This window comes from Promicromonospora xylanilytica (genome assembly GCF_054782895.1).
Window position 1 is genome coordinate 40,630 of sequence record NZ_BAAGRP010000010.1, and the last position, 24,198, is coordinate 64,827.

A 24,198-nucleotide genomic window follows, 5' to 3' on the forward strand; every position below is an offset into this window, starting at 1 on the left:
CGCCCGATCCTCCCACGATGACGACGTCACGGTTGACCACCGACCGTAGTGGACTGAGGCAGTACGTCGCGCCGATGCCCGCCCTCAGTCCATCCTGCGAGGAGCTGAGGTTTCCGGCCCCGATCTCACATGCCGATCGATGGCGAAGGTATAGATCGCGCAGGGATCAGGGGCGCCAACTGCGTCGGCCTCCGAGCCTTGCTGATCGCGGCGCGGACCGTCTTGCGGTCGTGTCCTTGACGCGGGTCGTTCACCGCTGGGCCGAGCGGTTCGCGCCCCGTGATGCCGTACTTGTCGCGGTAGGCGGCAACAACGACGAGTTCGCGTGGCACCGGCCCGTGGCCGTACAGCCTGACGCCGTATCCCATGCGGTGCACCCATCCGGCCCGGTCTTGGATCGCGGTCCGTGCCAGTGTCGTGGCGCGTTCTTCGAGCAGGCGAGCACGTTCGTCGAGGGCTTCGCGCACGTCGTCGGGCATCGGTCCGCGGGCAGGTGGGATCAGGCCGGCGATCAGCGCTACCGCGCGCTTTGACGGTCGTGCGTTGCGACGCTCGTCACGGGCGAGGCGGGTCAGGACGACGGCACAGGGGTCGTCGGCGTCGATGAGGTTGCGCTGCCCGACGACCCGCCGCAGTGCCGCGTGGACGTCATGGCCGGCGGCTTCGATGCGGCGCAGTTCGGCACACAGGGACCAGAACGAGTCGCTGTCGATCGCGGTGCGTGCTTCGGCGGGCGTGAGCCTGCCGTCCGTGATGAACGTGCGCAGAACCAGGTCGGTCCAGCGGTCGCGTTGGGCGAGGCTCGCGATGATGTCGTACTCGGCCGCGAGCTGCGCAATGCCGGTCCACTTGTGATGTTCGGCGGTCCGGGTCTGGTGGGCGGACAGTTCGGCGCCGGAGTGCTGGAGCACTCCGAACAGGATGCTGCGGGCGGTGGTCTTGTCGTCGGGGCGTGGGTTGTGGTCGGTGGTGGGCTCGTCCAGCGCGACGTACGCCATGTTGGTGTCGCGGCCGCGGGTCATCGCGACGTAGAGGTTCTCGCGGGTAGTGGTGCGGGTGACTAGGACGTGGGAGGAGTCCACGGTCAGGCCCTGGGCACGGTGAGCGGTGACCGCGTAGCCGAGGTCGAGGTGCTCGGCGACATAGTCGGCCGGCAGCAGCACGCTGGCACCCAATTTCTGTCCTTCGCGGCGCGCCTCGACCGACCCGTCCTGGTGCACGGCGGTGATCTGCCAGCGGTCGCCGTTGCGGACGAAGCCACCGTCGAGCACGTCGCGCATGGTGGTCAGGGTGCGGTCGTTGCGGCGGGTGATGACCAGGTCCCCCACCGAGGCGCGGGCGCCGTCGGACAGGGGGACGTCGCGTCCGGGGCTGGTGAGGCCGGTCAGTATGCGGTCGGCGCGGGCGCGCTGGTTTAGGTCGTGCACGACGGTGGTGGCCTCGGCCACCAGCACACTGGTCTCCCCGGCCGCGATGGACCGTTGCCAGGCGGCATACGCTGTGTCGATCATCTCCGCGGTGGTGCCTTCGCGGATGCGGTCGTGGTGGTCGTAGGTGTCGATCACCGAGGCGTCCCCATCGCGCAGGGCGAGGGAGGTGGTCTTCTCCCAGTCGCGGCGGAACCGGCGCACCCCGGTCAACGTTGGCGCACCCCCGCCCACGCGCGTCCCGTTGTCGGCGACGGTGGTGTTGCGTGCTTCGACGAGCATGCCGAATGCCCCTCCGGCGTCCACCGACTGCAACTGCGCTGGGTCTCCTACGAGGAGCACCTTCGCGCCCGCTTGTTCGGCAGCAGCAGTGATGCGGTCCAGGTCCATGGTGCTGGCCAGGGAGGCCTCGTCCACGATCACCAGCTGCCCCTGTTCGAACTCGGTGTGCCCGTGATGGTGGGAGGTGAGCCACCGGGCGGTGGTATCGCATGGGATGCCGAGGTCGTCGGCCAGGACCTTCGCGGCGGCGGCCGAGGGCGCCAGCCCGATCACCGATCCTGGCCCGTGGTCGTGGTGCCAGGCCGTAAGCAGGGCGGACATCGCGGTGGTCTTCCCGGTCCCTGCTGGGCCGACCAGCACGTCCACCACGCGGCCCGACGTGGCGATCGACGCCAACGCCGTGGCCTGCTCGGCACTCAACCGGTGACCCCGGTACCGCGCCCGGACCGCGACCAGCAGCCCGCCCCGACCGGCCACCGGACCGGTGGTGTCCTGGGCGCGGGTCAGGAGGCGGGTCTCGGCAGCCATAATCCGGGTGTTGGAGTACACGACGTGATGCCGCGGCCGCAATGCGCTCGACCCGTCCGCACGGATCAGCATCTGTGGCGTCGGGACGATCTCCGGCGGGGTCAGCGGCAGGGACCTCGCCTGGGCCGCAGCCACGACCCGTGACACGAGCTGTTCGCGTTCCTCATGGGAGACGATGCGGACGCCCATGGTCTGACGGGTAGCTTCGGCCCACAGGTTCCAGTACGTCCACGTCGCCCGCTTCTGCGACACGACGTCGACGACCCGACTGCCGAGCTTGTCGACCAGATCTGCCGACACGTCATCGGCGCGGAAGACGTACCCGAGGCCGGAGGTGATCACGTCGTGCGCCCACTCGGTGGTCTCACCGAGGTGGGGTTGAGCGCGGTGGTGCCACTCGGCGGTCAGGTCAGTCAGAGACCGGATCTGCTTCTCCGGCCGCGTCTCCAAGGTCGCCTGAGCACGCAGCTTGTTGATCGTCTCGGGCGAGGGACGCCGCCCGTGACGCGCCTCATACTGGGCGATGAGCTCGTCGGTGCGGATATCGACGTCGCGTGACCGAGACGAGAACTCACTGATGAGGTCTTCGGGGACACCGGTGATCTCCCATGCCTTGGTGCGCCGCTCGCCGCGGTCGCGCTGGTCCCAGCCGATCCCGAAGGTGCCGGTGAGGCGGTCCATCAGGACGGCGTTGTAGTGCTCCGAGAGCGCAACCTGCGCCTTGTACATCGCCCGAGAATCCAACGTGCGCCACTCGCCGTCGATCAGGGTGCGGACCTTGTTGGAGATGACCAGGTGGGTGTGCAGCTGCGGGTCATGGGCGCGCGAGTCCCAATGGTCATACGCGACGGCGGCGACCCCGGCGACGTCGACCTGCGCTATCCCGCCGTGTCCAATCCGAGTGGCGGCGATCTCCCGCTCGAAGAACTCGATCACCTCCGCGAGCGCGGCATGGTGGGCGGCCAGGATCAGGGCCTGGTTCTGCCGGTCGGCCAGGCCCCACAGAACCGAGACCGACTTCGGCACCGAGAACGTCAGATCGAACCCGGCCACCACCTTCCGGTCACTACTCCCGGCGGCCTCTGGGAACGTCAACCCGAGCGGCTCTCCCGTGACCGGGTCCAGGCCGACGCCGACGAGACGCTTGAGGTGTTCCTCGGTCACGGTGTCACCGGGCTTCAGCGCGCCGTCGCCGAGCTCGGCGACGCCCTTGCCGAGCCACCGCCCCGGCGGTGTGCCGGCCTCGGTGTAGTAGCGCAGCACCGCTGACGGCTCGGCCAGGTCGCAGTCGCCGCGCACGACCGACCGCAGCAGGTAGCCGACTCCGTCTCCTGCCGCGACAACGCTGATCGAGACCGTCACACCCTTCAGGTGTGCGGCACGTTCCAGGCCCGGCGCGATTATCGGAACGCGCCGCTGCGAGTGTTCGGCAATCGCTATCAAGCGACTCGATCTGCCATTGGTGCCAGAGGTGTGATGGCTGTGGCGGCGGGCTGTGGCGGCGGGCTGTGGCGGCGGGCTGTGGCCAGACGCGTGCCGGATGAGCTGACGAGGCAAGACTTCCGCCTTGCGTCAGCTCGTCGTAGGCCAGACCTCAAGCCGACCGCCGCGCCCCTTGCGCACTTCGCTGTCCGGGTAGCGATCGACGAGCGCTTGTAGTTGGGCGACGGTCTCGCCGGTCGAGAGACCTGCCTTGACGAACCCCAAAGGTTCCTGCTTGATCGGCAGTACGGCGCGTTCGGTTCTTTCGCGTTCCGCGGAGTCCTTGATCTGCTGGAACGCTGATCGGACTCGGGCGGACCAATTCGGCCATGCGGGACACGGGCCGTCGAGGAAATCGCGATCGCCACTGCTGGTCCAGCCGTGGTAATTCATCGGCTTCGGGCACTCGGAGCACATGTCCGGTGCCTCTTGACGGGGCAGCTCGTCCCACGCCCGCAGCCGTCGCGCGGCACGCGACCTGCGCTCCCGCAGCTCCTTACGGGCAACTTTGTCCGTGGACAACTTGAGCTCGGCCTCGATCGTGGTGATCTCCTCGCGGCGCTGCCGGACCTCGCTCTCACGCTTGAAATGGAGTTCCCAGAGCCAGGACTGGAGGCGGTCTCGTGGCAACCTGCCCTGAGCGTCCACAACCTCCTCGGGATCGCCGACGAGCGCCCGGAGACTCTCAATGATGGCCGCGACGGACGTCGCCTTCGCCTGGAGATCCTCAACCTCCCGCGTCCGCCTCCTGCCGGCCCCGGATGGTTCAGCGCCGCCCACGTTGTACTGGCTGAGCTCGGCCGTCACGTGCGCCAGGATCGCCTCGTGCTCAAGCAACGACAGCCGCGCCTTCTCGCGCTCCGGGTCATATCGGTGCCGAGCCTCGGCAATCCGCTGCTTGTCCGCACGGCGTTCCGCTTCGCGCTCGACCTCGCGTGTGGCCTGCTCGGCCTCGAGTTCTTCGAGGGTCAAGAACCGGTGAGCAGGCTCGGCGCGATCCCACTGCTCCATCACCTCGACTGCCGAGTTCTGTCGGACCCGGCACTCGTCCCGGCGCCATGGAGACCAGAAGCCCTCGTACATCGCGGCCATGAAGTCGTCGCGAGCAAGGATGAACTCTTCCGCGGTCGCGACCGCATCAGGCTTTGGACGCCACAGCATCCCCTCGATTTCGATGACACCTTCATCCAAATCTGCGGCTCGTGCGGTCATGCGAAGAAAGTACGGCTCCCCGGAGGCTCCCGCACCTGGCCGAGCTCCGAGCTGTCGACTCCAAGCGACCCACCTGCAGCCGACAAAGTGGCACGCGGTCACGCGCCATGCCCCCGACAACCCTGGTCAGGCGTGGAGTCCTCAGTACCTCATCCTTCACTGGCTTGCCGCCGGGCAATGCCCAGGCGTACTCGTCAAAGCCCCTAACCAGACAGGTTCGTCGCGCCACTCGCTTCAAGCGCCGTCAACATAGTGAGAACTTCCGAAACCGCATCCTCCTGATCCACTAGCGGATCCGGCAATCGCTCGGAGGTACTCGGCCCTGATCGGAGCACCACCCCGCCGGAGGTATCTCGTTCGGCGAAGGTTGGCCGTGGTGCTGCACCGGTGGCGTGCGAAACGGAAAGAACGGCTGGGTCCACGGAGGAGAACCCGAGAGAGTCGAGCGAGGAGGCGAGTGTTGGCCAGCACCCCCGCGGATCAGAAGCGAAATCGTCATAGCGGAACACATGCGTACTCTCGGCTGGCAGCCGAGCTATGTTGCGGTAGAAGCGAAGCCATAGTTCGACACGCTCCGAAATTCCACTCCCAGCCCATTCGAAGCCCTGATCGTATGATCTCTTCAAGCTCGCAGACACTTCGGATACGCCCCGGAAGCACAGAATAAACTGCGCTTCCGGGAGCACCTCTCGAATCTCTTCGGCGACCAGAAGATTCAACGGAGAGGAATCGCAGCAAAAAGGAGCATCGTGAGCCGTTCTATAGTAGTCGGCAGTAGCTTGGGCTAGGAACTTCTGATAATCCTTCTTGTGTGACGCGAGTGCCCGACCCCAACGCAGGTCTCTCCACACCAGGTAAAGGCCAGCCAGTTCGTCGAGATGGTGAACTTCAGGCGAGCTCCCGAGGACGGCGCCCATCATCGAGGTTCCAGATCGTGGGCTTCCCAGAACAAAGATCGGTGTAGACGACCGCATAGCACTCCTCTTGGACAGCCTTACAGGCAATGGCAAAGTGACACGTTTATGTTAGAAGAATCGGCCGCGACTCTCGCGCAGCACCTCGGCTATCAGGCTGTGCCCAAGCTGCTCGTACCCTTCGTGCTGAATCTGAAATCCCCAGGCCGCCGGGCCGATCGCCTCGCGGACACGGGCGCCGAACCACCCCGCCTCCTGCCGGGGGTCGGAGCCGTATCCGTCGAGGAAGGCTTCTTCGAGCCGTCGATCACGACTGAAGTACTTGGTGTGGAGAAACCAGAAGTCGGTCCAAGCGGGGCGCAGCATGGCTCGGCCGAAGTCGATCCCGGCGACCCTGCCCTCTCGGAGGATCCAGTTGCGCGGCTGCCAGTCGCCATGGGTCGGGACGACCGTTACCGGCGGGGCCTCCAAGGTTTCCAGGAGCTCGCGGAGGCGGTCGACGACGTCGGGTGCGATCCGGTGGGGGTGGTCGAGCCGCTCGGCGACCATCGCATTCTCTGTGGCCTCCCAGTCCGGATCGACGGAGGCGTACTGGGCGTGAAGCTCGCGGAGCATCACGCCGGCCTGCTGGTAAATCGCCGGATCGTCCTCGTGGGGCGTGCCGAGGATCGGGTCGCCGTCGAGGTATCGGGTGACCAGGAGCTTCGCTCCGACGTCGGCATGCTCGAGTCGGGGCGCGAGACCGTTGGCCGTCCACGGCGAGGTCCACTCCTCGTGAGCGCGGATTTCGCGACGGACGCTGCGGTCGGCATCGTCCCCTGCCTTGACCACGAAGGCGCCTTCATCTGTCGCGACTTCATAGACCACCGAGGCTTTCAGACCCCAGCTACGGTCGTGCGTGACTACAGCTCCGGGCAGCCACTCGTCGAGCAGTCCCCGTTGATGAGCGCTGAGGCCGGCGGCAGCGCGCAACGCGGCGGCGGACGGGCGCACGAGATCCATCAGTGCTCCCCTCGATCGGCGTGAGCGACGACGTGCTCGTCACCGCTCACACAAGACCGTATGGACCCGGAATCCGTTGCACGACGTCCTGGCTCCGAACGGGGACCGAACCCGCCCTGAACTCCGAAGCCCCGGAGCCCCAGCGGTGGTGGCTCGCGACGGCACCTACTCGTCGTACGCGACCGAGAGCACCTCGATGGACGCGTCGCCGAGCAGCGTACGGAAGGCGTCGATCGCCACGTCGATGCGTGCGGTGACGTCGTCGAGGTTCGTGCCGCGCGTCGAGATCGTCGCCTGCATTCGCACGTCGGGCCCGAAGCGCTTGGCACGGGACTTGAGGTAGACATCGAGACCCGAATGGGCGGCGTCGAACGCGGCAAGAGTTCCGGAAAGCTCGGACTCGTCGTTCGTTGAGGTCACTATCGTCGCGGAGCGGAAGTACCCCGTGCCCAGCACGCGCTGAAGGTACTCGCCCGCGGCGTTTGTCATGATCCACTTCAGTTCGGAGGGCACGCCAGGAAGGTTGAGCACGGACAGGGCTTCGCCGTTGGGCGGAGTGTGGTCGAGCCAGACACCGGGTGCCGCACCGACCTGGTTGTCCAGGGCGTGCGCTCCGACGGGCAGCCGCGCCATCTTCGCGCGGGCCTCTTGTGCTGCGGGGCTTGTCGTGTCCGAGACACGGCCCTGCGCGGCCAGGGTCGCGTACCGGTCGGCCACGATCGCAGCGCCGGCCGCGTTCTCCTCGACCGGCAGTCCGAGATGGGCGGCGACAGCCTCGACGGTCAGGTCGTCTCGGGTGGGCCCGAGCCCGCCGAGCGTCACGACAAGCCGCGGCCGGGCGGCCAGGAGGAAGTCGAGACCGGCCGTGATCTCCGCACGGTCGTCGGGAACGACGGCGGTGCGGACGACCTGGGAACCGCGTCCCTGGATCTGACGGGCGACCCACCCGCTGTTGGTGTCGGTGGTGGAGCCGTCGAGGATCTCGTTGCCGACGACGAGCAGGGCTACGTTCACGTGTCATCTCTCCTGACGAGAAGGTAGGTGGAGGGCTGATCGGTGTCCTCGCGCAAGGCGTTCTGCGCGCCCAAGAGGAGTGCGTCCAAGCCGCTGGTGGTGACGATCGCCTCGCGTAGCATCCGTACCTGTACCCACTCGTTGGCGCGAGCCGAGGTCATGCGAGTTCGAGCGGCTCGGAGAAAGCGCCACCCGTAGGTGTCAGTGATGCCGGGGTCGCGACCTTCCTCGATGGCTTCCTGGATGTGGCGGGCGTAGCACCACATGATCTGCAGCGAGACCTCAAGCTCTACGAAACTCTCGACGGTCAGGCTCCGGGCGGGGTCTAGGGGGTGGTAAGCCACCCCCGACCATGACGAGCATCCCGTCGCGATGCCCGCCATGCCGATCGAGATCGCACCGTGGCGTTCGAACCCGGAGGCCACCATGTCGTACTCGACCTCGGGACTCACCGGTCGGATCTCGGTTCCCGTCCGGTCGAGCATCATCGAGAGATGCGCGGCGAGCCGAACTCCCGTGTCCCGGTGGCGCTCCTCCCAGGGGACCTGGTGCAACCAGTAGCCGGAGAAGACGTAGCCAGGGCGCAATTTGGCCAGGTCGGGCTCGCCAAGGAGCTCCGAGAGAGCACCTGCGACCCAGTCGGGGTCGTTGCGGTGCGAACGGTGCCGCCAGTGCGCCAGCTCGCCGAGGGAAGAGACCTCTGGCGTCTGGACGAGGTGGACCAGGGCGACACCGCATGCCGACAGGTAGAGCGAGCACGCATCGGCGTTCTCGTGCCAGACCGGAGCGACCGACAGATCCAGCCATGAGTCGGTCGCCGGCGCACCGACCAGGTCGACGAGGCGAGCAACTCGCTCGGCTCCGAGGAACACAGGCAGGAACTTGTGCGATTCCACCTGGAGACCGGTGGTCGGCTCCGACGCCATGCCGTCTGCCGGACGCTCGGCCCCGAGCGCTGTGACGAAGCGGGTTCGGGCATCGTCTTCGGCCCGTGCTAGCGCCGTGTCGAGCAGTCCTTGGGTCAGCGGCCGTTGTTCGTAGTCGCGCCCGCCGCGCTCCCACTTGGCGATGGCACGCTCGCTGACGTCCAGCAGCTCGGCGAACTGCCGCTGCGTCAGGCGCATCGCTGCTCGGAGCAGCCGTGCCTCGTGGCCTGTCCACCGTTGGACGGTATCGCCCACTGTTCCCCCTGCCTGCGATGTCGGGCCGATCCGAGCCCGGAGTTCAGCACCAGTTCGGTGCGGGTACGGCGATCGTTCCGCATGCTGTGCTTCCGGGGCGGGAGCGACACGAGCTGTCCGGGATTCGCCATGCATCCGGTCGTCACCAGCCCTCGCGAGTGCGGGAGAGGTGCGGTACCGGTTCGTCGCCGGGACATTCCGCGAAGCGGCCGACGACGAGACGGTTGAGGGCATCAGCACGGTCCGTCTTACGCCAAGGAGAAGCCTGTGACCGCAGACCTCGATCTCCGCCCGCCCGACGCCGGTTCCGTGTCGGCACCGGACGCTGACGGTGATCTCCGCTCGGTGCTCAACGCGATCGCCGTCGGACATCCCGTGGAGCCCGCCTCGGTCGCGGCTTCTCTCCGCGCGGTCTTCGCCATGCCCTCCCCCGCGCGGGACGTCGCGCTAGGCACCCTCATGGCCGAGGCGATGGCAGCTGGGCCCACCGCGGGCGTCGCTGCCGAGGCGATAGCCATCGCTCTCGACCTGGATGGCCGACGTCCGCCGACTCAGGTAACCGCAGAGCGCACCCGCGTCGTCCTGCTCGCTGGGAGCGGCAAGAAGGGCGTCCGAACCCTCAACATCTCGACGCCGGCGGCCCTGGTCGCCGCGGCGGCGGGCGCGACGATCATCAAGATCGGGTCCAGGGCGACGACCTCGGCCCTGGGCTCACGCGACCTCGCGCAGGCTCTCGGACTGCGCGAGCGCACCACGGTAGAGGAGGTGCGCGACGACGTCGCCGCCCACGGTTTCTCCTTCCTCGCCGTCGAGTCGCATATCCCGACCCTCGACCGGCTCTACGGCGGACGATTCCACGCGCCCAACCTCTTCTCGTTCGGCCTTGCGGCTCTCGCCAGCCCTGTCCGCGGGGACGTCACGCTCTTTGGCCTCGCACACCCGCGGGTCGACGTCGCCGCCCGTGTCCTCGCACGACTCGGCGGGAGCCCCGTCGAGGTCATCGGAACGCGGCTCCCCGGCGGCCTCTACCTCGACGAGATCGGGCTCGATGGCGACCTCCTCCGTGCCCGCGCGGAACCGGGAACCGATGGCAGTGTCGAGTCGATACCGCTGGCCCCGACACCTGGCATGTCCCTGCCGACGCCCACCGACGCCCACGAGGCTGTCCAGCGGACCCTCGACCTCCTGGCCGGCGCCGGATTGCCCTCGCACCGCGCCCTCGTGGTGCGCAACGCAGCCCATCTCCTCCTGACCAGCGGGGTCACGCGGTCTCGTCGCCGCGCGACGGTCCTCGCCAAGGAAGTCCTCAGCAGCGGCGCGGCGATGCGCTTGACGACAGGAGCCTGATCATGACCCTGGATCCGACCCTCCACTTCCTACGTACCGGTTACGAGCAGCGTTTCCCCCCGGAGTACTTCAGCGACGTCGACGACGGCGTTACCTGGCAGCCCGACGTCTACCCCGAGACGCTCGCCCTGGCCAAGGCCCACGGGCGGGACACTGTCATCGATCTGGGTTGCGGCAAGGCCGCGAAGCTCGTCGCCCTCACGGTCGCAGACCCCACGATCGAGGTTGTCGGGGTGGACTACGGCTCCAACATCGCTTGGTGCCGCGACAACTACGAGACAGGCCAATGGATCGAGACAAACCTCGAGACGGCCACGAGCCTCGATCTCGCCCCCAAGACCGTGGCCCGGTCCGTGGTCGTGTGCTGCGACGTCCTGGAACACCTTGTCGACCCACGCCCCGCGATGCGGCTCATCTACGGACTCCTGAACCAGGGCGCCGCCTGCGCCGTCCTGTCGACCCCGGCCAGAGACCGTCGTTCGGGCACCGGCAACCTCGCGCAGCCGAGGAACACCGCGCACGTACGCGAGTGGGCGCAGGACGAGTTCCGGGCGTTCGTCGAGAGCTTCCCCCTGGACGTCGAACGCGCGGAGCTGACCCGCAGCGACGACGCGGGTGGCGGGTTGACCACCCAGCTCGTTGTCGTTCGGGAAGCTGGGGCAGCGCGATGAGCATTCGTGTCGTGCATCTCCCCGCGAGTACCCCATACGCACGCAAGCTCGATGGCGGAGGCATCGAAGCTGTCAACGGGCAGACGCTGCCCGACGGCGCCACGGTGCCCGCCGCGGTGTCGGCACGCTGGCTCGTGGAGCACCGGCCGCTGAACTGGGTCGACGTCGTTCACCTGCACCACGTGGAGTTCGAGGCGATCGACGATCTCGAACGGCTCCTCTCCGAATGCCGTGACGCCGGAGTTCACGTGGTCCATACGGTGCACGACCTGCGCGCGATGTTCGGATCGCAGGAGGCGCTGGAGGAGCGCTTCAGGCTGCTGGCGAAGGCCGACGTGGAGTGGGTGACGTTGACGCCCGGGGCCGCCGCCGAGGTGGACCACGTCGTCGGCAGCCCTTGTCACGCGACCGTGGTCCCGCACGGCTTCGTCGTACACCCGGACGATGTCGTGCGAGCCGAGCGGCCCAGCCAGCCCTCCACGCGATATCTCCTCTTCGGAGCCACGCGGCCGAATCGCGAGCAGCTCGCGACCGTCGTGAACTGGTCCTTGGCCGCCCAGCCCGACGACAGCTTGCAGCTCTTGATGCGCGGGATCAGCCCAACCCACCTCGCGGACCGCGACGACGTGTATCGGCTCATCGACACAGCGCGCAGCGACTCCCGGATCGAAGTCACCATGCGCGGCTACCCGACGGACACAGAGATCACGACCGCGGCCCACGCCGCCGACGCGCTCCTGCTGCCGTACCTCTGGGGCACGCACTCCGGTCAGCTTGAGCTGGCCTTCGACGTCGGACTGCTGCCCGTGGTCTCGCGCGTCGGGTTCCTGGACCAGCAACACGAGCGGGTGCGAGACCTTGTCGAGGATCCAATCTGGTTCAACTGGACCGACGGCAACCCCTACGCGTTCGGCGAGCGCTTGGTGGCGGCGCTCCAGGCCGTCCCGGATCGGGTCGCGCAACGGTCCCGGTGGAACCGCGAGGCGTTCGCCGAGTTCCGGCGCTCCGAGCACGAGGAGATCCTCGCGGCGCACGTCGCAGTCTATGAGGTGCCGGCATGAGCGGCCCAAGCGTGACGATCGTCGTCATCAACCACGACTACGAGCGCTACGTTGGCGAGGCGATTCGGTCCGCTATCACTCAGGAACCGGGCGGGTATCGGCTCACCGACGTCGTCGTCGTGGACGACGGCTCGACCGATGGCAGCGAGGACGTCTACGCGACGTTCCCTGGTGTGCGTGTGGTCCGGCAGCCGCATCTTGGTTTCCCTGCCGCGCTGACCCGAGCCGTCACGGAGGCCTCCGGCGAGTGGGTGGCACTGTGCGATGCGGACGACGCGTTCGAGCCGCACAAGCTCCGCACCCTCGCACCTGCCCTGGCCCGTCAGGAGATCTCCTTCATCCAGCACGCTGAGCGCGTCGTCGACTTCCGCGGCCGGCTTTTCGTCGAGGACACGCACCCTGGCGGTGCGACGAGCACGCTTGTCGTGCGCGCCGCGCATGCCCGTGACCTGCTGCCTGTGACGAACGAGCTCTTCTTCCATGTCCTGGCCGACCTCGGGCGCGGTGCCGTCCTGAACGATCCGCTAACCCGATACCGCGTCCATGCCGGGAGCATGACCGACCGCATCACGCCCGGCGTCTTCGCCGAGTACATGGCGCATGTCTGCGACGACGTCGCCGAGCGGCTCGATGCGCTCACGAGCAGCCCGCCGGCCTGGACGCAGGCGGCAGAGCTGGAGCGGCTCCGGAGCACCTACCGCGACCGAGCCGCCACGTACCGAGCCGATGCCACCAAGCAGATCGAACGAGGAGTCCTGCGATGACGAACGCCGTCCTCTTCTCCGAGCCGTACTACCGCGACGTGGTCGCCGAGCACGGCTACACGACGCTCGACCTCGACCAGTTCGGCTTCGCCCTGGCCGGGCTCGACCCTGCCACGCTGAATGCTCGCTACCTGTGCCACCACCGGGGCGAGCGGTTCGCCGCGACGCCTGTCGAACGCCGGGCTGTGACCACCGGCTTCGGTATGTCCGGTGCACCGCACATGGCGACCGTCTCGCACATCCTGAAGATGGTCGAGCTCCAGCGCGGCGGCGAGACCTGCCAGATCGTCCTGGGCGATCTCGATGCCTACAACGGCAAGGCCCGCACCTTTGCTCAGGTCACCGAGCTGGCCGCGCAGTTTCGCGAGTACGCCGTGCGCCTCGGCTTCGATCCGCAACGCGGCATCCTCCGAACCCAGGTCGGACACCTGCCGACGCTCGAATCCATGTACCTCCTCGCCCGGTACGTCGATCAGCCCGACTTCGACGCTGCTGAGGAGGCCAATCACTCCTACTACGCGTCACGCGGCCTGGTGGACGGCACGATGACGTTCCGCCGCAGCATGTCGCTCGCGCTCATGGCCGCCGACTTCGTCGTGCTCGGCCAGGAGCACGACGCCGTGCTGGTGCTGCTCGGGCTGGACGAGCACAAGTACGTCCGCTTCGCGCAGGAGGCCCGGCGGCGTATCGACCTGGATGCACCGCTACGTGCGGACTTCTCCCTGAGTGCCGTCTACACGCGCATGGTCAACGGGTTCGGCGGGCACCCGAAGTTCTCCAAGTCCATCGCTGGCTCCTCGATCGACGTGGACACTCCGAGCAGCCAGGTCCGCCGGCTGCTGCAGGACGAGCCGCTCGTTCCTGAGGTGAGCGTCACTTACCAGCTCATGTGCCAGCTGCCACACTATGACGCCGACCGCCTCGCGGCGCTGCACGGGCACTGCCTCGAAGGCGGCCCGCAGTGGCGGCGTGAGGTCGACGACCTGGCCGACTATCTCACGTCTCTCATCGACTTGTGGCCACGGTGACAAGGCTCCACATGACGCATCTCGAACCGCAGCCGGGCCGCCCCACCGATAGGCTCTGCCAGCACGAATTCACCACTCACTTTCAGGAGCAGACGACCATGACTCGCCTCGCCAAGTCCGTCCAGACCGTCACCACGCTGCTGCGCGGAGCGGACCTGGCCGGCTATCAGGCGGTCACGGATCTGCTCAGCGAGACCACGGCCCGCCGCACGATGGACCTGTCGGACCTCTCGCCGTCCGCGCAGGCCGACCTGATCGCAGCCCGCACGCAGCAGCTCCAGCCGTCCACGGCCGCGCTCGCCGAGCGCGTCGCGAAGGCCGCTGCCGAGGATCGGAAGTTCATCGCGAAGTTCGGCATCGACCCGACCGGCTCCGAGGTCCACATCGGCCACTCCGTGCCGATGATGCTGCTGTCCCGGTTCCAGAGGATGGGCCACCAGGTCGTTTTCATCGTCGGCGACGTGACCGCGAAGATCGGCGACCCCTCGGGGCGGTCCGACGAGCGCCCGGCGCTGACCGACGAGGACATCGCCCGGAACCTTGCGACCTACAAGGATCAGGTCACCCCATTCTTCGACTTCTCGCACGCCCAGTTCCGCTACAACGGCGACTGGTTGCGTGACGTGAAGCTTCCGCAGATCATCGAGATCCTCGCGAGGATTCCGGTCTCGATGCCGCTGCAGCGCGAGGACTTCCGCAAGCGGCTCGAGGCTGGCCAAGGGCTGTCGATGGCCGAGCTGATCTACTCCGTCGTCATGGCCTTGGACTCGGTCGAGATCAACAGTGACGTAGAGATCGGCGGGATCGACCAGTTCCTCAACATGCAGATGGGCCGCAAGGTCATGGAGATCAGCGGCCAGACCCCCGAGATCGTCGCGGCGACCTCGCTCATCGAGGGCACCGACGGCACAGGGGCGAAGATGTCCAAGTCGCTGGGCAACTACGTGCCTGTCGCGGCCCCGGCAGGCGAGATCTTCGGCAAGCTCATGTCGGTGCCAGACCGGCTGGTCGAGCCGTACTTCCGCGCACTGTCGGAGTGGACCGATGCCGAGCTCGCCGTCGTCACCGAGCGGCTTAATGCCGGGACCCTGCACCCGATGGACCTGAAGAAGATCCTCGCGGGCGAGGTCACCGCTGCGATCCACGGTGTCGACGCCGCGATGAAGGCCCGTGAGGAGTTCACTGCCCAGTTCTCGAAGCGCACCTTCAGCGACGTCTCCGACCTTCCGATCGTGGCTGACCTCGACCTCCCGGTCACCGAGATCGTGAAGGGCCTCAGATTCGCCAAGTCGAACGGCGACGTGCGCAGGGTCGCAGAACAGAATGGACTGCGAATCGTCGTCGAGACCGATGGTGGTCAGGAGCAGACGACGCTGACGCCGGACGACGCCCGCGAGAGCCTGGCGGCGGTTCTCGCGAGGATCGACACGACGGCCGGCGAGGTCTTCCTCAAGGTCGGCCGCAAGCTGGCCAAGATCGCCGGCTGAGCCCATGGTCGGGGGCGCCGACGGGAGGTTCCGGGCCGTCGTCTTCGACCTCTTCGGAACCCTGGTCGCGGCGCCGACCGTCGCCGACCGTTCCTCGGCGGCAGCCGTTCTCGCGGCTGCCGTCGAGCGACCGGTGGTGGACGTCCTCGATTACCTCCGAGGGTCTTGGCAGGTTCGCCACGACGGGACTTTGAAGACGGTCGAGCAGCTCAGTGCTCATCTGCTGGCTGAGGTCGGTGGCAAGGCCCTGAGGCTGGACGCTGTGATGGAAGCCTGGAGATGCCTTGCTTCTCGACGGCTGCGTGCCGATTCGGCCGTACTCACTGCGCTCGACGCGCTGTCGGGCGCCGGCCTCCGGATGGGACTGCTCAGCGATGCGAGCCCGGAGATCGCCGAGGCTTGGGCTCCGAGCAATCTCGCACCGCGCTTCGGCAGCACCGTCTTCTCGTGTACTGCCGGTGCGATCAAGCCCGACGAGTCTCTTTACCGACGGACACTGAGCGAGCTCGACGTCGTTGCCGACGACACCGTGCTCTATGTCGGCGACGGTGGCGGCGACGAACTTCGGGGCGCAGAACGTCTCAGGATGACGGCAGTGCGCGTCCGACGCCGAGGAGGCGAATCTGCTCTCTCCTTTGGAGAGCACGACGGGTGGAACGGCCAGGCCCTCCCGGACGTCGATGCCGTACCCGCCTGGATCGGAGCGCAACGGTGAGAGCGTGGGAAGTACACGACGGCGTCGTTGCAGTTCAAGACGTACCCGATGTCGCCGCGGGTCCAGGAGAGGTTGTCGTCACGGTAAGTCAGGCCGGCGTATGCGGTTCTGACCTGCCGAAGCTGCGTGCCCCGCGCTCGTTCGATCTCCCGCAGCGGTGGCGGCCCGGCCACGAGATCGTCGGAACGGTCGCTGAGGGACCTCTCGTTGCGGTTGACCCGCTCGTACCGTGCGGCCGGTGCGAGGCCTGTCTCAATGGCCGCACGCACCTGTGCCCGAGTCTTCGACGGATCGGTTGGGATCTCCCGGGCGGGCTCGCCGAACACGTCGTCGCCCCGGTGGCGAACCTCCACTCGGTTGCTCCCGAGGATGCGTCAGCGGCAGTGCTCGCCGACCCGATGGCCGTCGCGATCCATGGCCTGCGTTGTGCCGGCCTAGAGCGACCTGGTCGGCTCGCGGTCGTGGGTGCTGGGACGGTCGGGTTGCTGACGGCGGCGTACGGCTCGTTGATCGGCTGGGATGTCACCATCGTTCACCGAGGCACCCAGCTCGATGAACGCGCCGCCGGCATCGACGCCCAGTTCGTCTCGCTCGAGGAGGCCACGACGTCGAATCCCTACGACGTCGTTGTGGATGCCGCTTCCGGATCGTCACCTGCCCCGCTGACCCTGGCGCTGGACCTCGTACGTGACGGTGGCACCGTCGTTGTCCAGAACGCCTACCATCCGGGCGTTGGTCTCGGGACGCCGCTGCGTGACATCTTCCGACGATCCGTGCGACTGGTCGGTTCTTTCTCGTTCTGCCGCCGCCACGGAGACGACTTCGGCCTTGCCCTCGCCACGCTCACGAGCTCTCGCGCAGCCTTTGGGCCGCTGCTCGTGGATGTTGGAGGTCTTGAGGCCCTCGGGTCGGTCGTGGATCGTGCCGAAGAGCGGCGTCGACTCGTGATGCGCCCACAAGGGGGCAGGACTACAGGCGGATGATCTCGAGGGTCGCTCCGGCGCGGGCGACGAAGACCCTTTGCATGCCGTGCCAGGCGGGAGTGCCAATAGCGGGGCCACCGCCGACGCCCAGGAGCACCCTCGTGGCGCCGTGCTGCTGGACCGTACGCAGGAGCGGCCCGAGTGCCAGGACCCGGCCAGTGTCTACGACGTCGTCGACCGGGTCGATTCCCCGCGCCTGCGCCGCCGCACGCAGCGACTCCGCCGAGCGTTCGATTGTCGTGGAGCTGCCGGACGGGACCCATACCACGATGACCGTCAGGGCGGTGTCGAGTGCGGATCTGCTCACCAGCGTGGTCATGTCGCCTTTCCTCGAACTGTCGACTAGAGAGCTGGCTGAGGGTTGGTGACGGGGAGTTCGAACCCAGCCGGCCCGTTACCGGAGGTGACGCTGCGCCACTGGGCGCGACGTCGCCCTTCATCCCCGCGGGGAAAGGGCAAGCCCGCCTCCAGCGCGGCGGATTCGATGGCACGCATCGTGGTCCCGACGCCGGACGGGATCGGCGAGTGCCGTACCCACCGGCCGGTCCGGAGGGTCCAGGCCTCACACCGGTTCAGGTCCGGCCCGGTGCCGTGCCACACCCTCAGGACCACCGGGCCGGGTGCGGTCTGCGCGGCCACGGTGATCTGTTGGGCTAGCCGCGAGAGCGAATAGTCCACTGCCGGGACGAGCGAGCGCAGTACGGGCAAGACACCAGCCTCTGCGATGCTGCCGGTCGTCTCGTCGGCGGCGCTACGAACGGTTGCCGGCGCGTGCCCCATCGCGATGGATCGCCCAGCCCAGGCCAGCATGTCGAGATCGTTGACGCCGTCCCCCACCGCCACGGTGCGCTCGGACGGGATGTGCAGCTGCTCGCGGACACGGTCGAGCGCGGCCGCCTTGTTCACGTCAAGAGCGGTGACGTCGGCCCAGTCGGTGTCCGTCGGGACGACCGTGACTCCAGTCCCGCCCAGCACCTCGGTGTATCGGCGGATGCCGGGGCCGGAGAGCACGACACGCGTCGCGGGCACTGCTGTCAGGTCGTCCAGAGGGGCTAGCTTCTGCTGCCCGTTCAGCTCTCCCGCAGCGAACCGGTGGGTTGTCCGCCAGCCCCAACCGACCTCCTCCACGGCGACCCGCAGAGACGGAACCAGATCCACCGCCCGGCCGATCACGGGAGCCGGGTTGAAGGTTCGGGCGGCAACGATGTCGTACCCCGACGGTGCGGACCGGTCCAGACGGACGGTCACCGAGCCGTTGGAGCACACCGCCAAGCCGTCGGTGAGCCCCAGCCGGAGCGCGATCGGCAGCAGTCCGGCCAGCGACCGTCCCGTCGCGAGCACCACCTTGTGTCCTGCGGCCCGGACCAAGTCCAACGCCTCGACCGTCCCGGACGGGATTCGGCTCTCGTCGTCTAAAAGCGTCCCATCGATGTCGAGTGCCACGAGCACGCGGGCGCACGTGGCGACGGTGGCGCTCATCGAGTGACCGTTCGACGCAGCGCCGACCGGATCTGGACCTCCAGGCCGTCGCGTTCACCGGCCCACAACGTATGCCCGGGCACGAACATACGGTGATCCAGCGGAAGGTCACACCCCAGGGTGTGTGCGATCTGCTCGCCCTCGTTCAGGTTGGTCGGCTGCAGGCAGATGCGGCCTCGGGTCAGGGTGACGATCTCGATGCGCTCCGGCCCCACTGTCCTAACGGTGTCGAAAGCGACGCCCAGCGCGAGGGTGAGCGGATCAGGAACGTCCGACGCTCCGCCTCGATGGTGCAGTTGAAGTCCCATCACAGCCCCCTCTACCGGCCCGTAGTCAGTCGTCTGGACGGCGAACCCGCCTGGATCGCGGGCTGCCACGATCAACTTTCGGTGCGGGGCAAGACGCCTGGTGCCACAGTCGTGTGGCACCTGGCAAGGGCCATATGCCGGTTGGGCTGGCCTCACGCAACGTCACGAAGTCAAGGCCTTCAGGTGCCACACTTCTGTGGCACTTGCGTCTAGACCGTCTGCCTAGGGTCGGTTGCTGGAACGCCTTCAGGCGTAGGGTGTGGATGCCCACCTACTGCTATCGCGGGGACTCTTGATGGACGACGAGCTGATCGGCAAGCGGATCGCGGCGCACCGCAAGCAGCGCGGCATGACCCAGATCGCCCTCGCACAAGCTGCGACGATCAGTGTGTCGATGCTTCGGAAGGTGGAGCAGGGTGAGCGTGACTGCTCCCAGTCCACACTCGCCTCCGTCGCCCGCGCTCTGCGGGTCGATGCCGGCGTGCTCACCGGACAGCCGTACGACACCGAAGAGCCTCAACGAGACCGCATCCACAGGTACATCCCGGACCTGCGGCGCGCTCTCAACTCCTGGGATCTCCCGATCGAGCTGGGCCACAGGCCCCGCCCCCTGAGCGATCTCGAAGCGGACGCGACGGAAGTCGCGCACAAGCTGCAACTCGGCCGCAACCGGCGGCTCGCCGAGATCCTCCCGTCCCTGCTCACCGAAGCGTTCGCGATGGTCCACGCGACCGACGACGAGCAGGAACGCGACGCCCTCGGCAGGGTTCTGCTCGCGTACGCTCACGCCGCTCACACTGTCGCGCACCAGACCGGCTACGAAGACCTCGCCGCCAGCGTGGAGGACCGCATCCAGTGGATCGCGTCCTTCACGAACGACCCCGCCGCCAAGGGATTCGCCGCCTGGATGCGCACGACCTCGATCATGCGCGACGCGCTCTACGAACCAGGCCTGCGCCTCCTCGACACAGTCCGCGCCGAGATCGAACCAGGCAGCCGGCAAAACGACGCCGCCCTCCTCGCCACCGGGTCACTGCACCTACGCTCGTCCTTGCTTGCCGGGCGCGCCGGGGACCTGGCTCTGGCGATGGACCACGTCGAAGAAGCTCGGCAGATCTCGACCCACCTGACCACGGACACGGACAACGACTGGCAGCACATGGCCTTCGGCCCGTCCAACGTCGCGATCTACCGCGTCGCCTCCGCGGTAGAGTCCGGGGACGGGCCACGAGCACTTGCCCTTGCCGAGGAGACGCGTCTACCGGACCACATGCTCACCCGGCTGCCCACCCGAGTCGCTCACCACCACACCGATCTCGCCCGCGCGTACTTCTGGCAGGGCAAGCACGATAAGTCGCTCCAGAGCCTGATGGTGGCGAAGCAAGCAGCACCCCAGCAGACCCGGCATCACCCCGCCGTGCGCGAGGTGACCAACCTCCTCGTCCGTACGCACCGCAGGTCGAACGAGCCTCTTGCACGATTCCGCGCGTGGCTCGGACCCGACCCCGAGTGGTGACCTGGTAGCACCGCTGCGGGCGACTGACGCGCCGATAGCCGATCTGACGCAGCCCACAGCTGGCTGTCGCCTGGGCACATGCTGCACGGCATAGACATCGAGTACCCATGCTCGGATTCTCAGACGACGCGTGTCCAGAACGCCGGCCTTCCCGACTGATTTCCGAGCTGTACCGTCGACGACGCCGTCGAACACGCGATCGACTCACAGGGGGAACACATGACGCAGACCGACGCGCCCACCGGCAGTCAGGCTGAAGATAGGCCGACCTCCGAAGCAATGCGCGAGCGGATGATTGCTGAGCTCATCGAGTCCGGTGTTCTCACGGATCCGGCGATCGAGGCCGCATTCCGTGCTGTACCGCGCGAGGTGTTCGCGCCGGCTGGAACGCCGGCCGAGCTGCCGTACGCGATCAACGACGTGGTCGAGACGAGGTTCGCCGACGACGGCAAGATCCTGTCTTCGCTGTCCGCACCGACGATGCACGCGGGCAACCTGGCACAAGCCCAGGTCCAGGAAGGCCAGCGTGTGCTAGAGATCGGGTCCGGGGGCCCGAACGCCGCGATGCTCGCCCACCTCGTCGGCCCCACCGGCACAGTGGTGAGCGTCGACATCGACGAAGGAGTCACCGCCCACACCCGCACCGGCCTCGAACACCTCGGCCTGGCCGGCCGCGTCGAGGTCGTCACCGCCGACGCGTTCGAGCCCATCGGGCGCGGTGTGTTCGACCGGATCATGGTCACCGTCTCCCCCAGTTCCCTGCCCCAGACGTGGATCGAGCAGCTCGCACCCGACGGGATCATGGTCGTCCCACTCTGGTTCGCACCAGGACTGCAGCGAGTGATCGGGCTGCGCAAGCGCGACGGGCGGCTGATCTCGGAGTCGACCGTGCCGGGCGGTTTCGTCCCCTTGCAGGGTGCAGGGTTGTTCAACCCTCCGTCCGCCCGGCGGACAGGCCCGTCAGGCAAGCCGGTCACATTCGAGTTCGCCAGCGAGGTCCCCGAATCGTTCGAAGTCTCGGACGACGTCCTGGCCTCCGAGCCGGTCGAAGCCTGGTCCGGTGTGACCTACCAGAACGGGACCATCTGGCTCGACCTGCTCACCTACCTCCTGGTCCAACCGGGTGCCTGCGCGATGGGGGCCGAGGACCCGGCAGACCGCGGCTCGGACAAGTCCTTCTACCCGGCCCTCGTCGACGGCGCATCCTTCGCGGCCCTGCACCGCCGCCCCGCCACCGACACCACGGTCGAGGTCGGAGCGATCGGCAAAGGCCCCGACGCGACCCGCATCACCCGCCGGCTCGCGGACACGATCGCCCGGTACGGCGCCGAGCACCGTGGCACCGAACCGTTGTTCCAATGGTGGCCCACCGGCACCGAACCTGACGATGTCCCACCGTCCGTGACAGTCCTGTCACGCCCACACGGCACATTGACTATCAGCTGGCCGATGGCGGGCACCAGTAGTGCACCGATTTCGACCCGCCCATGAACCAGCAAGCGTCTGCCCGATCCGGCCTGAGCGCTGTCATGCCAACGTTTGGGCTACAGGTCCGCTGGGATGACTTGGAGTTGCGCCTGCCCGACGATGGCGAGTTGCTCGCGCTTGCAAGCCTCGCTGCCGACGGCGTGCACGACCTCGACGTCGTACCGTTCTCATGGCCCTGGACTCGCGGTACCCGGGAAGAGGTCCAGCGGAATGTGCTCGCACACCAATGGAGAAACCGAGGCCGGACCGCGGCCGACGACTGGGCACTGTCGCTGTCTGTGTTCAGCCGCGGCGAGATCGTCGGAGAACAGCAAGTCTCCGCAAAGGACTTCCTGGTCACTCGTTCCGGATACACCGGCTCCTGGCTCGGGCTTCGGCACCACGGCCAGGGCATTGGCACCCGTATGCGTCTCATGGCGCTGCACCTCGCCTTCGAAGGACTCGACGCGGCGGAGATGGTCAGCGAGGCGTACGACGACAATCCTGCCTCGAACGCCGTCTCCCGCCGCCTCGGATACGCGGCGAACGGGTCGCGGGCCACCGCCCGCGAAGGAGGCAGAGCTGTCGAGAACAGCTACCGCATGACCAGGGAACTTTGGAATGCTCGCCCGGACGTTCTGCGTGCCGAGATCGTGCTCGAAGGTGTCTCGCCGGTCCGCCGACTGTTCGGAATCGATCCCCCGGATCAGCAGATCTAGCGGCACGGGTTCATCGCACCATGCGGATCAAGACGAAGTTGAGGTCATCGATGAACCTGGCACCGTCCGGTGTGAAGCCGTGCTTCTCGTAGAACCTGCGGGCACGTGGGTTCGCGTCGACCACCCAGAGCTCGGCAGGCGCAGTGGGCGGTAGGACGGCATCGAGCAGGAGAGCGCCGATCCCGGTCCCGTGACGCTCGCCGAGCACGTAGAGAGCCCACAGCTCATCAGATCGGACTGGCGACGGGACGCGGTTCTTCCTCCGGGTGGGTCCGGCCTTGGCAAAGCCCACCACTTGTTCGTCGACGACGGCCACCGAGAGGTGCCCCGGAGCGTCATCGGACAGCCGTTCGTGCCACCGCTGCGCACGGCTCTTGACGGTGTCGGTCTCCCAGTGCTCGGCAGGAAGCAGGTCGGAGTAGGTCTGCATCCAGGAGGTGTGGTGCACGACGGCGATCGCCTCGGCGTCGTCGAGGACCGCGGGTCGCACCAGTGGCTCGCTCATCGGCTCACGATGGCACCTGACAGCTCATGGTCGCGAGGCTTTTCCTGGGCCTCTGCCTGCGTTTTCGACCGGCGGATCCTTATCGCTTCGAGCACGGGCGCGATTATTTCTGGTCGCGATTGGCGCGATTTCGATGTGCCAGCGTGGCCGGCATGGACACCGACCAGTCGCCTGCAGCCGACCTCGCCGCCCACTCGCACCACGCCGGATCTGGGGCAGTATCAGCCTCGGGTGCCGTGACACAGGACCGTGAATTGGGCCCCGCGTCGTCGAATTGGTGTGCGGGCCCTGACCAGGGCGTATGCGCCGCACACCAGCAGGTGTGCGGCCTGGTGTGCGCTCCAGGGTGTGCGGAAAGCGTGCGTTCGATCGGCACAGTCGCCCCTATGAACGAGAAGCCACGCGCTCGCCCGGTGGGTCCCGCTATGCGCGGCGACCTGAGCACTCCACGGCGCCAAGGGTCGCCAGTCTTCGCCACCAATTTGCGCGAGTTGGGGGACATCTATGCCGTGCTCCTGACCTGCGGGTACGCCATGTCCCCCAGTTGCCCGGACTACAGAAATCACGTATTGGGGGACGTCGTGCGGTACCTCGACGGGTACAGGCACATGTCACGGTGCACGACATGAACATCGCCGCCCGTACGACAACGATGGCCCCACCGGCTCAGCCAGACCGGGCTCGGGACTTTGGTTCGCCCGAGGGCCTGCGTCGGCTCCTGTACCGACTTCATGACGCAGGCCCGGGTGCCTGGGCCACCGACCCGGAGGCTGGGGCTCTGCTTGAGTACTGCGCCCACCGGTTCGGTGCGCTGGCCCGCCGGTACCGACAGACCCCGCACGACGCCGCCGTGGCCGCGTTCGAGGTATTGCGCGCCGCTGCGACAGTGCGCGCCATCGACCCGTGGGCGGTGGTGACCAAAGCAGTGGAACTGACCGTCCAGGCGAACGAACGCGCAGACGCCCTGCTGTGCTCCACCGACAAGGCTCGGCGCCTGATGAGCGGCCGGCTCCATGACGTGGTGGGACTGGTGCGCCGATAGGTGACAGCTGGGTTTAGGCCGCCAGGCTGACGGTCGGGTTCATGATGGTCTCGTACTCGATGGG

22 protein-coding genes and 1 pseudogene are annotated in these 24,198 nt (G+C 67.4%); 13 read left to right on the plus strand and 10 right to left on the minus strand.

Annotated elements, in window-relative coordinates:
• Positions 1–125: 125 nt before the first annotated feature.
• From mobF to ACYVK7_RS12165, 6 genes are all read right to left on the minus strand, one after another.
• Positions 126–3,599 (minus strand): MobF family relaxase, encoded by a 3,474-nt coding sequence (mobF, locus tag ACYVK7_RS12140; protein ID WP_460887969.1) that lies wholly within the window; start codon positions 3,597–3,599, stop codon positions 126–128.
• A gap of 210 nt (positions 3,600–3,809) precedes the next feature.
• Positions 3,810–4,931, minus strand: coding sequence for a hypothetical protein (locus ACYVK7_RS12145; protein ID WP_460887970.1), 1,122 nt, complete (start codon positions 4,929–4,931; stop codon positions 3,810–3,812).
• A gap of 203 nt (positions 4,932–5,134) precedes the next feature.
• The gene (locus tag ACYVK7_RS12150) at positions 5,135–5,905 is read right to left on the minus strand and encodes a sulfotransferase family protein (protein ID WP_460887971.1); all 771 of its coding nucleotides are present in this window, start codon (positions 5,903–5,905) and stop codon (positions 5,135–5,137) included.
• 51 nt (positions 5,906–5,956) lie between these two features.
• A complete protein-coding gene (locus ACYVK7_RS12155; protein WP_460887972.1) occupies positions 5,957–6,847 on the minus strand; it encodes a phosphotransferase family protein in 891 nt (296 codons plus the stop codon).
• 165 nt (positions 6,848–7,012) lie between these two features.
• The gene (locus ACYVK7_RS12160) at positions 7,013–7,861 is read right to left on the minus strand and encodes a competence/damage-inducible protein A (RefSeq protein WP_460887973.1); all 849 of its coding nucleotides are present in this window, start codon (positions 7,859–7,861) and stop codon (positions 7,013–7,015) included.
• Positions 7,858–9,414 carry a helix-turn-helix domain-containing protein gene (locus tag ACYVK7_RS12165; RefSeq protein WP_460887974.1) on the minus strand — a complete coding sequence of 519 codons (1,557 nt, stop codon included), beginning with the start codon at positions 9,412–9,414 and terminating at the stop codon, positions 7,858–7,860. The genes ACYVK7_RS12160 and ACYVK7_RS12165 overlap by 4 nt, the downstream gene beginning before the upstream one ends.
• Between ACYVK7_RS12165 and ACYVK7_RS12170 the strand changes: the two genes are divergently transcribed.
• From ACYVK7_RS12170 to ACYVK7_RS12210, 9 genes and pseudogenes are all read left to right on the plus strand, one after another.
• Entirely contained in the window at positions 9,310–10,389 is a 1,080-nt protein-coding gene (locus ACYVK7_RS12170; protein WP_460887975.1) for a hypothetical protein, read from the plus strand. The two genes, ACYVK7_RS12165 and ACYVK7_RS12170, sit on opposite strands and share 105 nt — an antisense overlap.
• A gap of 2 nt (positions 10,390–10,391) precedes the next feature.
• Positions 10,392–11,060 (plus strand): class I SAM-dependent methyltransferase, encoded by a 669-nt coding sequence (locus ACYVK7_RS12175; protein WP_460887976.1) that lies wholly within the window; start codon positions 10,392–10,394, stop codon positions 11,058–11,060.
• Between the two features lie 11 nt (positions 11,061–11,071).
• Positions 11,072–12,121 carry a hypothetical protein gene (locus tag ACYVK7_RS12180; protein WP_460887977.1) on the plus strand — a complete coding sequence of 350 codons (1,050 nt, stop codon included), beginning with the start codon at positions 11,072–11,074 and terminating at the stop codon, positions 12,119–12,121.
• A complete protein-coding gene (locus tag ACYVK7_RS12185; RefSeq protein WP_460887978.1) occupies positions 12,118–12,885 on the plus strand; it encodes a glycosyltransferase family 2 protein in 768 nt (255 codons plus the stop codon). Before ACYVK7_RS12180 ends, ACYVK7_RS12185 begins: the two co-directional genes overlap by 4 nt.
• Positions 12,882–13,913, plus strand: a complete 1,032-nt coding sequence (locus ACYVK7_RS12190) for a nucleotidyl transferase family protein (RefSeq protein ID WP_460887979.1) — start codon at positions 12,882–12,884, stop codon at positions 13,911–13,913. Before ACYVK7_RS12185 ends, ACYVK7_RS12190 begins: the two co-directional genes overlap by 4 nt.
• 98 nt (positions 13,914–14,011) lie before the next feature.
• Complete coding sequence (tyrS, locus tag ACYVK7_RS12195) at positions 14,012–15,400, plus strand: tyrosine--tRNA ligase (protein WP_460887980.1); 1,389 nt, start codon at positions 14,012–14,014, stop codon at positions 15,398–15,400.
• Positions 15,401–15,404: 4 nt separating this feature from the next.
• Positions 15,405–16,115: an HAD family hydrolase gene (locus ACYVK7_RS12200; RefSeq protein ID WP_460887981.1), complete on the plus strand. Its 711-nt coding sequence runs from the start codon at positions 15,405–15,407 to the stop codon at positions 16,113–16,115.
• Positions 16,112–16,462 (plus strand): annotated as a pseudogene (locus tag ACYVK7_RS12205) (alcohol dehydrogenase catalytic domain-containing protein); the annotation flags it as partial. The gene ACYVK7_RS12200 and the pseudogene ACYVK7_RS12205, both read left to right, overlap by 4 nt.
• Positions 16,463–16,498: 36 nt before the next feature.
• Positions 16,499–17,098, plus strand: a complete 600-nt coding sequence (locus tag ACYVK7_RS12210) for a hypothetical protein (protein WP_460887991.1) — start codon at positions 16,499–16,501, stop codon at positions 17,096–17,098.
• Here ACYVK7_RS12210 and ACYVK7_RS12215 read toward each other — a convergent pair.
• The 3 genes from ACYVK7_RS12215 to ACYVK7_RS12225 are packed head-to-tail and all read right to left on the minus strand — an operon-like array spanning position 17,085 to position 18,885.
• Positions 17,085–17,417, minus strand: coding sequence for a hypothetical protein (locus ACYVK7_RS12215; protein WP_460887982.1), 333 nt, complete (start codon positions 17,415–17,417; stop codon positions 17,085–17,087). The two genes, ACYVK7_RS12210 and ACYVK7_RS12215, sit on opposite strands and share 14 nt — an antisense overlap.
• A gap of 23 nt (positions 17,418–17,440) precedes the next feature.
• The gene (locus ACYVK7_RS12220; RefSeq protein ID WP_460887983.1) at positions 17,441–18,577 is read right to left on the minus strand and encodes an HAD family hydrolase; all 1,137 of its coding nucleotides are present in this window, start codon (positions 18,575–18,577) and stop codon (positions 17,441–17,443) included.
• Positions 18,574–18,885, minus strand: a complete 312-nt coding sequence (locus ACYVK7_RS12225; protein WP_460887984.1) for a hypothetical protein — start codon at positions 18,883–18,885, stop codon at positions 18,574–18,576. Before ACYVK7_RS12225 ends, ACYVK7_RS12220 begins: the two co-directional genes overlap by 4 nt.
• Positions 18,886–19,180: 295 nt before the next feature.
• Between ACYVK7_RS12225 and ACYVK7_RS12230 the strand changes: the two genes are divergently transcribed.
• From ACYVK7_RS12230 to ACYVK7_RS12240, 3 genes are all read left to right on the plus strand, one after another.
• Positions 19,181–20,401, plus strand: coding sequence for a helix-turn-helix domain-containing protein (locus ACYVK7_RS12230; protein ID WP_460887985.1), 1,221 nt, complete (start codon positions 19,181–19,183; stop codon positions 20,399–20,401).
• Between the two features lie 291 nt (positions 20,402–20,692).
• Positions 20,693–21,892 (plus strand): class I SAM-dependent methyltransferase, encoded by a 1,200-nt coding sequence (locus tag ACYVK7_RS12235; protein WP_460887986.1) that lies wholly within the window; start codon positions 20,693–20,695, stop codon positions 21,890–21,892.
• Positions 21,889–22,587 carry a GNAT family N-acetyltransferase gene (locus ACYVK7_RS12240; RefSeq protein ID WP_460887987.1) on the plus strand — a complete coding sequence of 233 codons (699 nt, stop codon included), beginning with the start codon at positions 21,889–21,891 and terminating at the stop codon, positions 22,585–22,587. The genes ACYVK7_RS12235 and ACYVK7_RS12240 overlap by 4 nt, the downstream gene beginning before the upstream one ends.
• A 10-nt stretch (positions 22,588–22,597) precedes the next feature.
• On the opposite strand, the gene ACYVK7_RS12245 is transcribed toward ACYVK7_RS12240, so the two are convergent.
• On the minus strand, positions 22,598–23,092 hold the full coding sequence (locus ACYVK7_RS12245) for a GNAT family N-acetyltransferase (protein ID WP_460887988.1): 495 nt from the start codon (positions 23,090–23,092) through the stop codon (positions 22,598–22,600).
• 850 nt (positions 23,093–23,942) lie between these two features.
• Here ACYVK7_RS12245 and ACYVK7_RS12250 point away from each other — a divergent pair.
• A complete protein-coding gene (locus tag ACYVK7_RS12250; protein ID WP_460887989.1) occupies positions 23,943–24,134 on the plus strand; it encodes a hypothetical protein in 192 nt (63 codons plus the stop codon).
• The last annotated feature ends 64 nt before the right edge of the window (positions 24,135–24,198 follow it).

Excerpts from the sequence above, each read along its gene's own strand:
- ACYVK7_RS12145 (WP_460887970.1), bottom strand. The coding sequence starts at position 4,931 with ATGACCGCACGAGCCGCAGATTTGGATGAAGGTGTCATCGAAATCGAG.
- ACYVK7_RS12150 (WP_460887971.1), bottom strand. The coding sequence starts at position 5,905 with ATGCGGTCGTCTACACCGATCTTTGTTCTGGGAAGCCCACGATCTGGA.
- ACYVK7_RS12155 (WP_460887972.1), bottom strand. The coding sequence starts at position 6,847 with ATGGATCTCGTGCGCCCGTCCGCCGCCGCGTTGCGCGCTGCCGCCGGC.
- ACYVK7_RS12165 (WP_460887974.1), bottom strand. The coding sequence starts at position 9,414 with ATGTCCGACGGCGATCGCGTTGAGCACCGAGCGGAGATCACCGTCAGC.
- ACYVK7_RS12175 (WP_460887976.1), top strand. The coding sequence starts at position 10,392 with ATGACCCTGGATCCGACCCTCCACTTCCTACGTACCGGTTACGAGCAG.
- ACYVK7_RS12185 (WP_460887978.1), top strand. The coding sequence starts at position 12,118 with ATGAGCGGCCCAAGCGTGACGATCGTCGTCATCAACCACGACTACGAG.
- ACYVK7_RS12190 (WP_460887979.1), top strand. The coding sequence starts at position 12,882 with ATGACGAACGCCGTCCTCTTCTCCGAGCCGTACTACCGCGACGTGGTC.
- tyrS (WP_460887980.1), top strand. The coding sequence starts at position 14,012 with ATGACTCGCCTCGCCAAGTCCGTCCAGACCGTCACCACGCTGCTGCGC.
- ACYVK7_RS12200 (WP_460887981.1), top strand. The coding sequence starts at position 15,405 with ATGGTCGGGGGCGCCGACGGGAGGTTCCGGGCCGTCGTCTTCGACCTC.
- ACYVK7_RS12215 (WP_460887982.1), bottom strand. The coding sequence starts at position 17,417 with ATGACCACGCTGGTGAGCAGATCCGCACTCGACACCGCCCTGACGGTC.
- ACYVK7_RS12220 (WP_460887983.1), bottom strand. The coding sequence starts at position 18,577 with ATGAGCGCCACCGTCGCCACGTGCGCCCGCGTGCTCGTGGCACTCGAC.
- ACYVK7_RS12225 (WP_460887984.1), bottom strand. The coding sequence starts at position 18,885 with ATGGGACTTCAACTGCACCATCGAGGCGGAGCGTCGGACGTTCCTGAT.
- ACYVK7_RS12230 (WP_460887985.1), top strand. The coding sequence starts at position 19,181 with ATGGACGACGAGCTGATCGGCAAGCGGATCGCGGCGCACCGCAAGCAG.
- ACYVK7_RS12235 (WP_460887986.1), top strand. The coding sequence starts at position 20,693 with ATGATTGCTGAGCTCATCGAGTCCGGTGTTCTCACGGATCCGGCGATC.
- ACYVK7_RS12240 (WP_460887987.1), top strand. The coding sequence starts at position 21,889 with ATGAACCAGCAAGCGTCTGCCCGATCCGGCCTGAGCGCTGTCATGCCA.
- ACYVK7_RS12245 (WP_460887988.1), bottom strand. The coding sequence starts at position 23,092 with ATGAGCGAGCCACTGGTGCGACCCGCGGTCCTCGACGACGCCGAGGCG.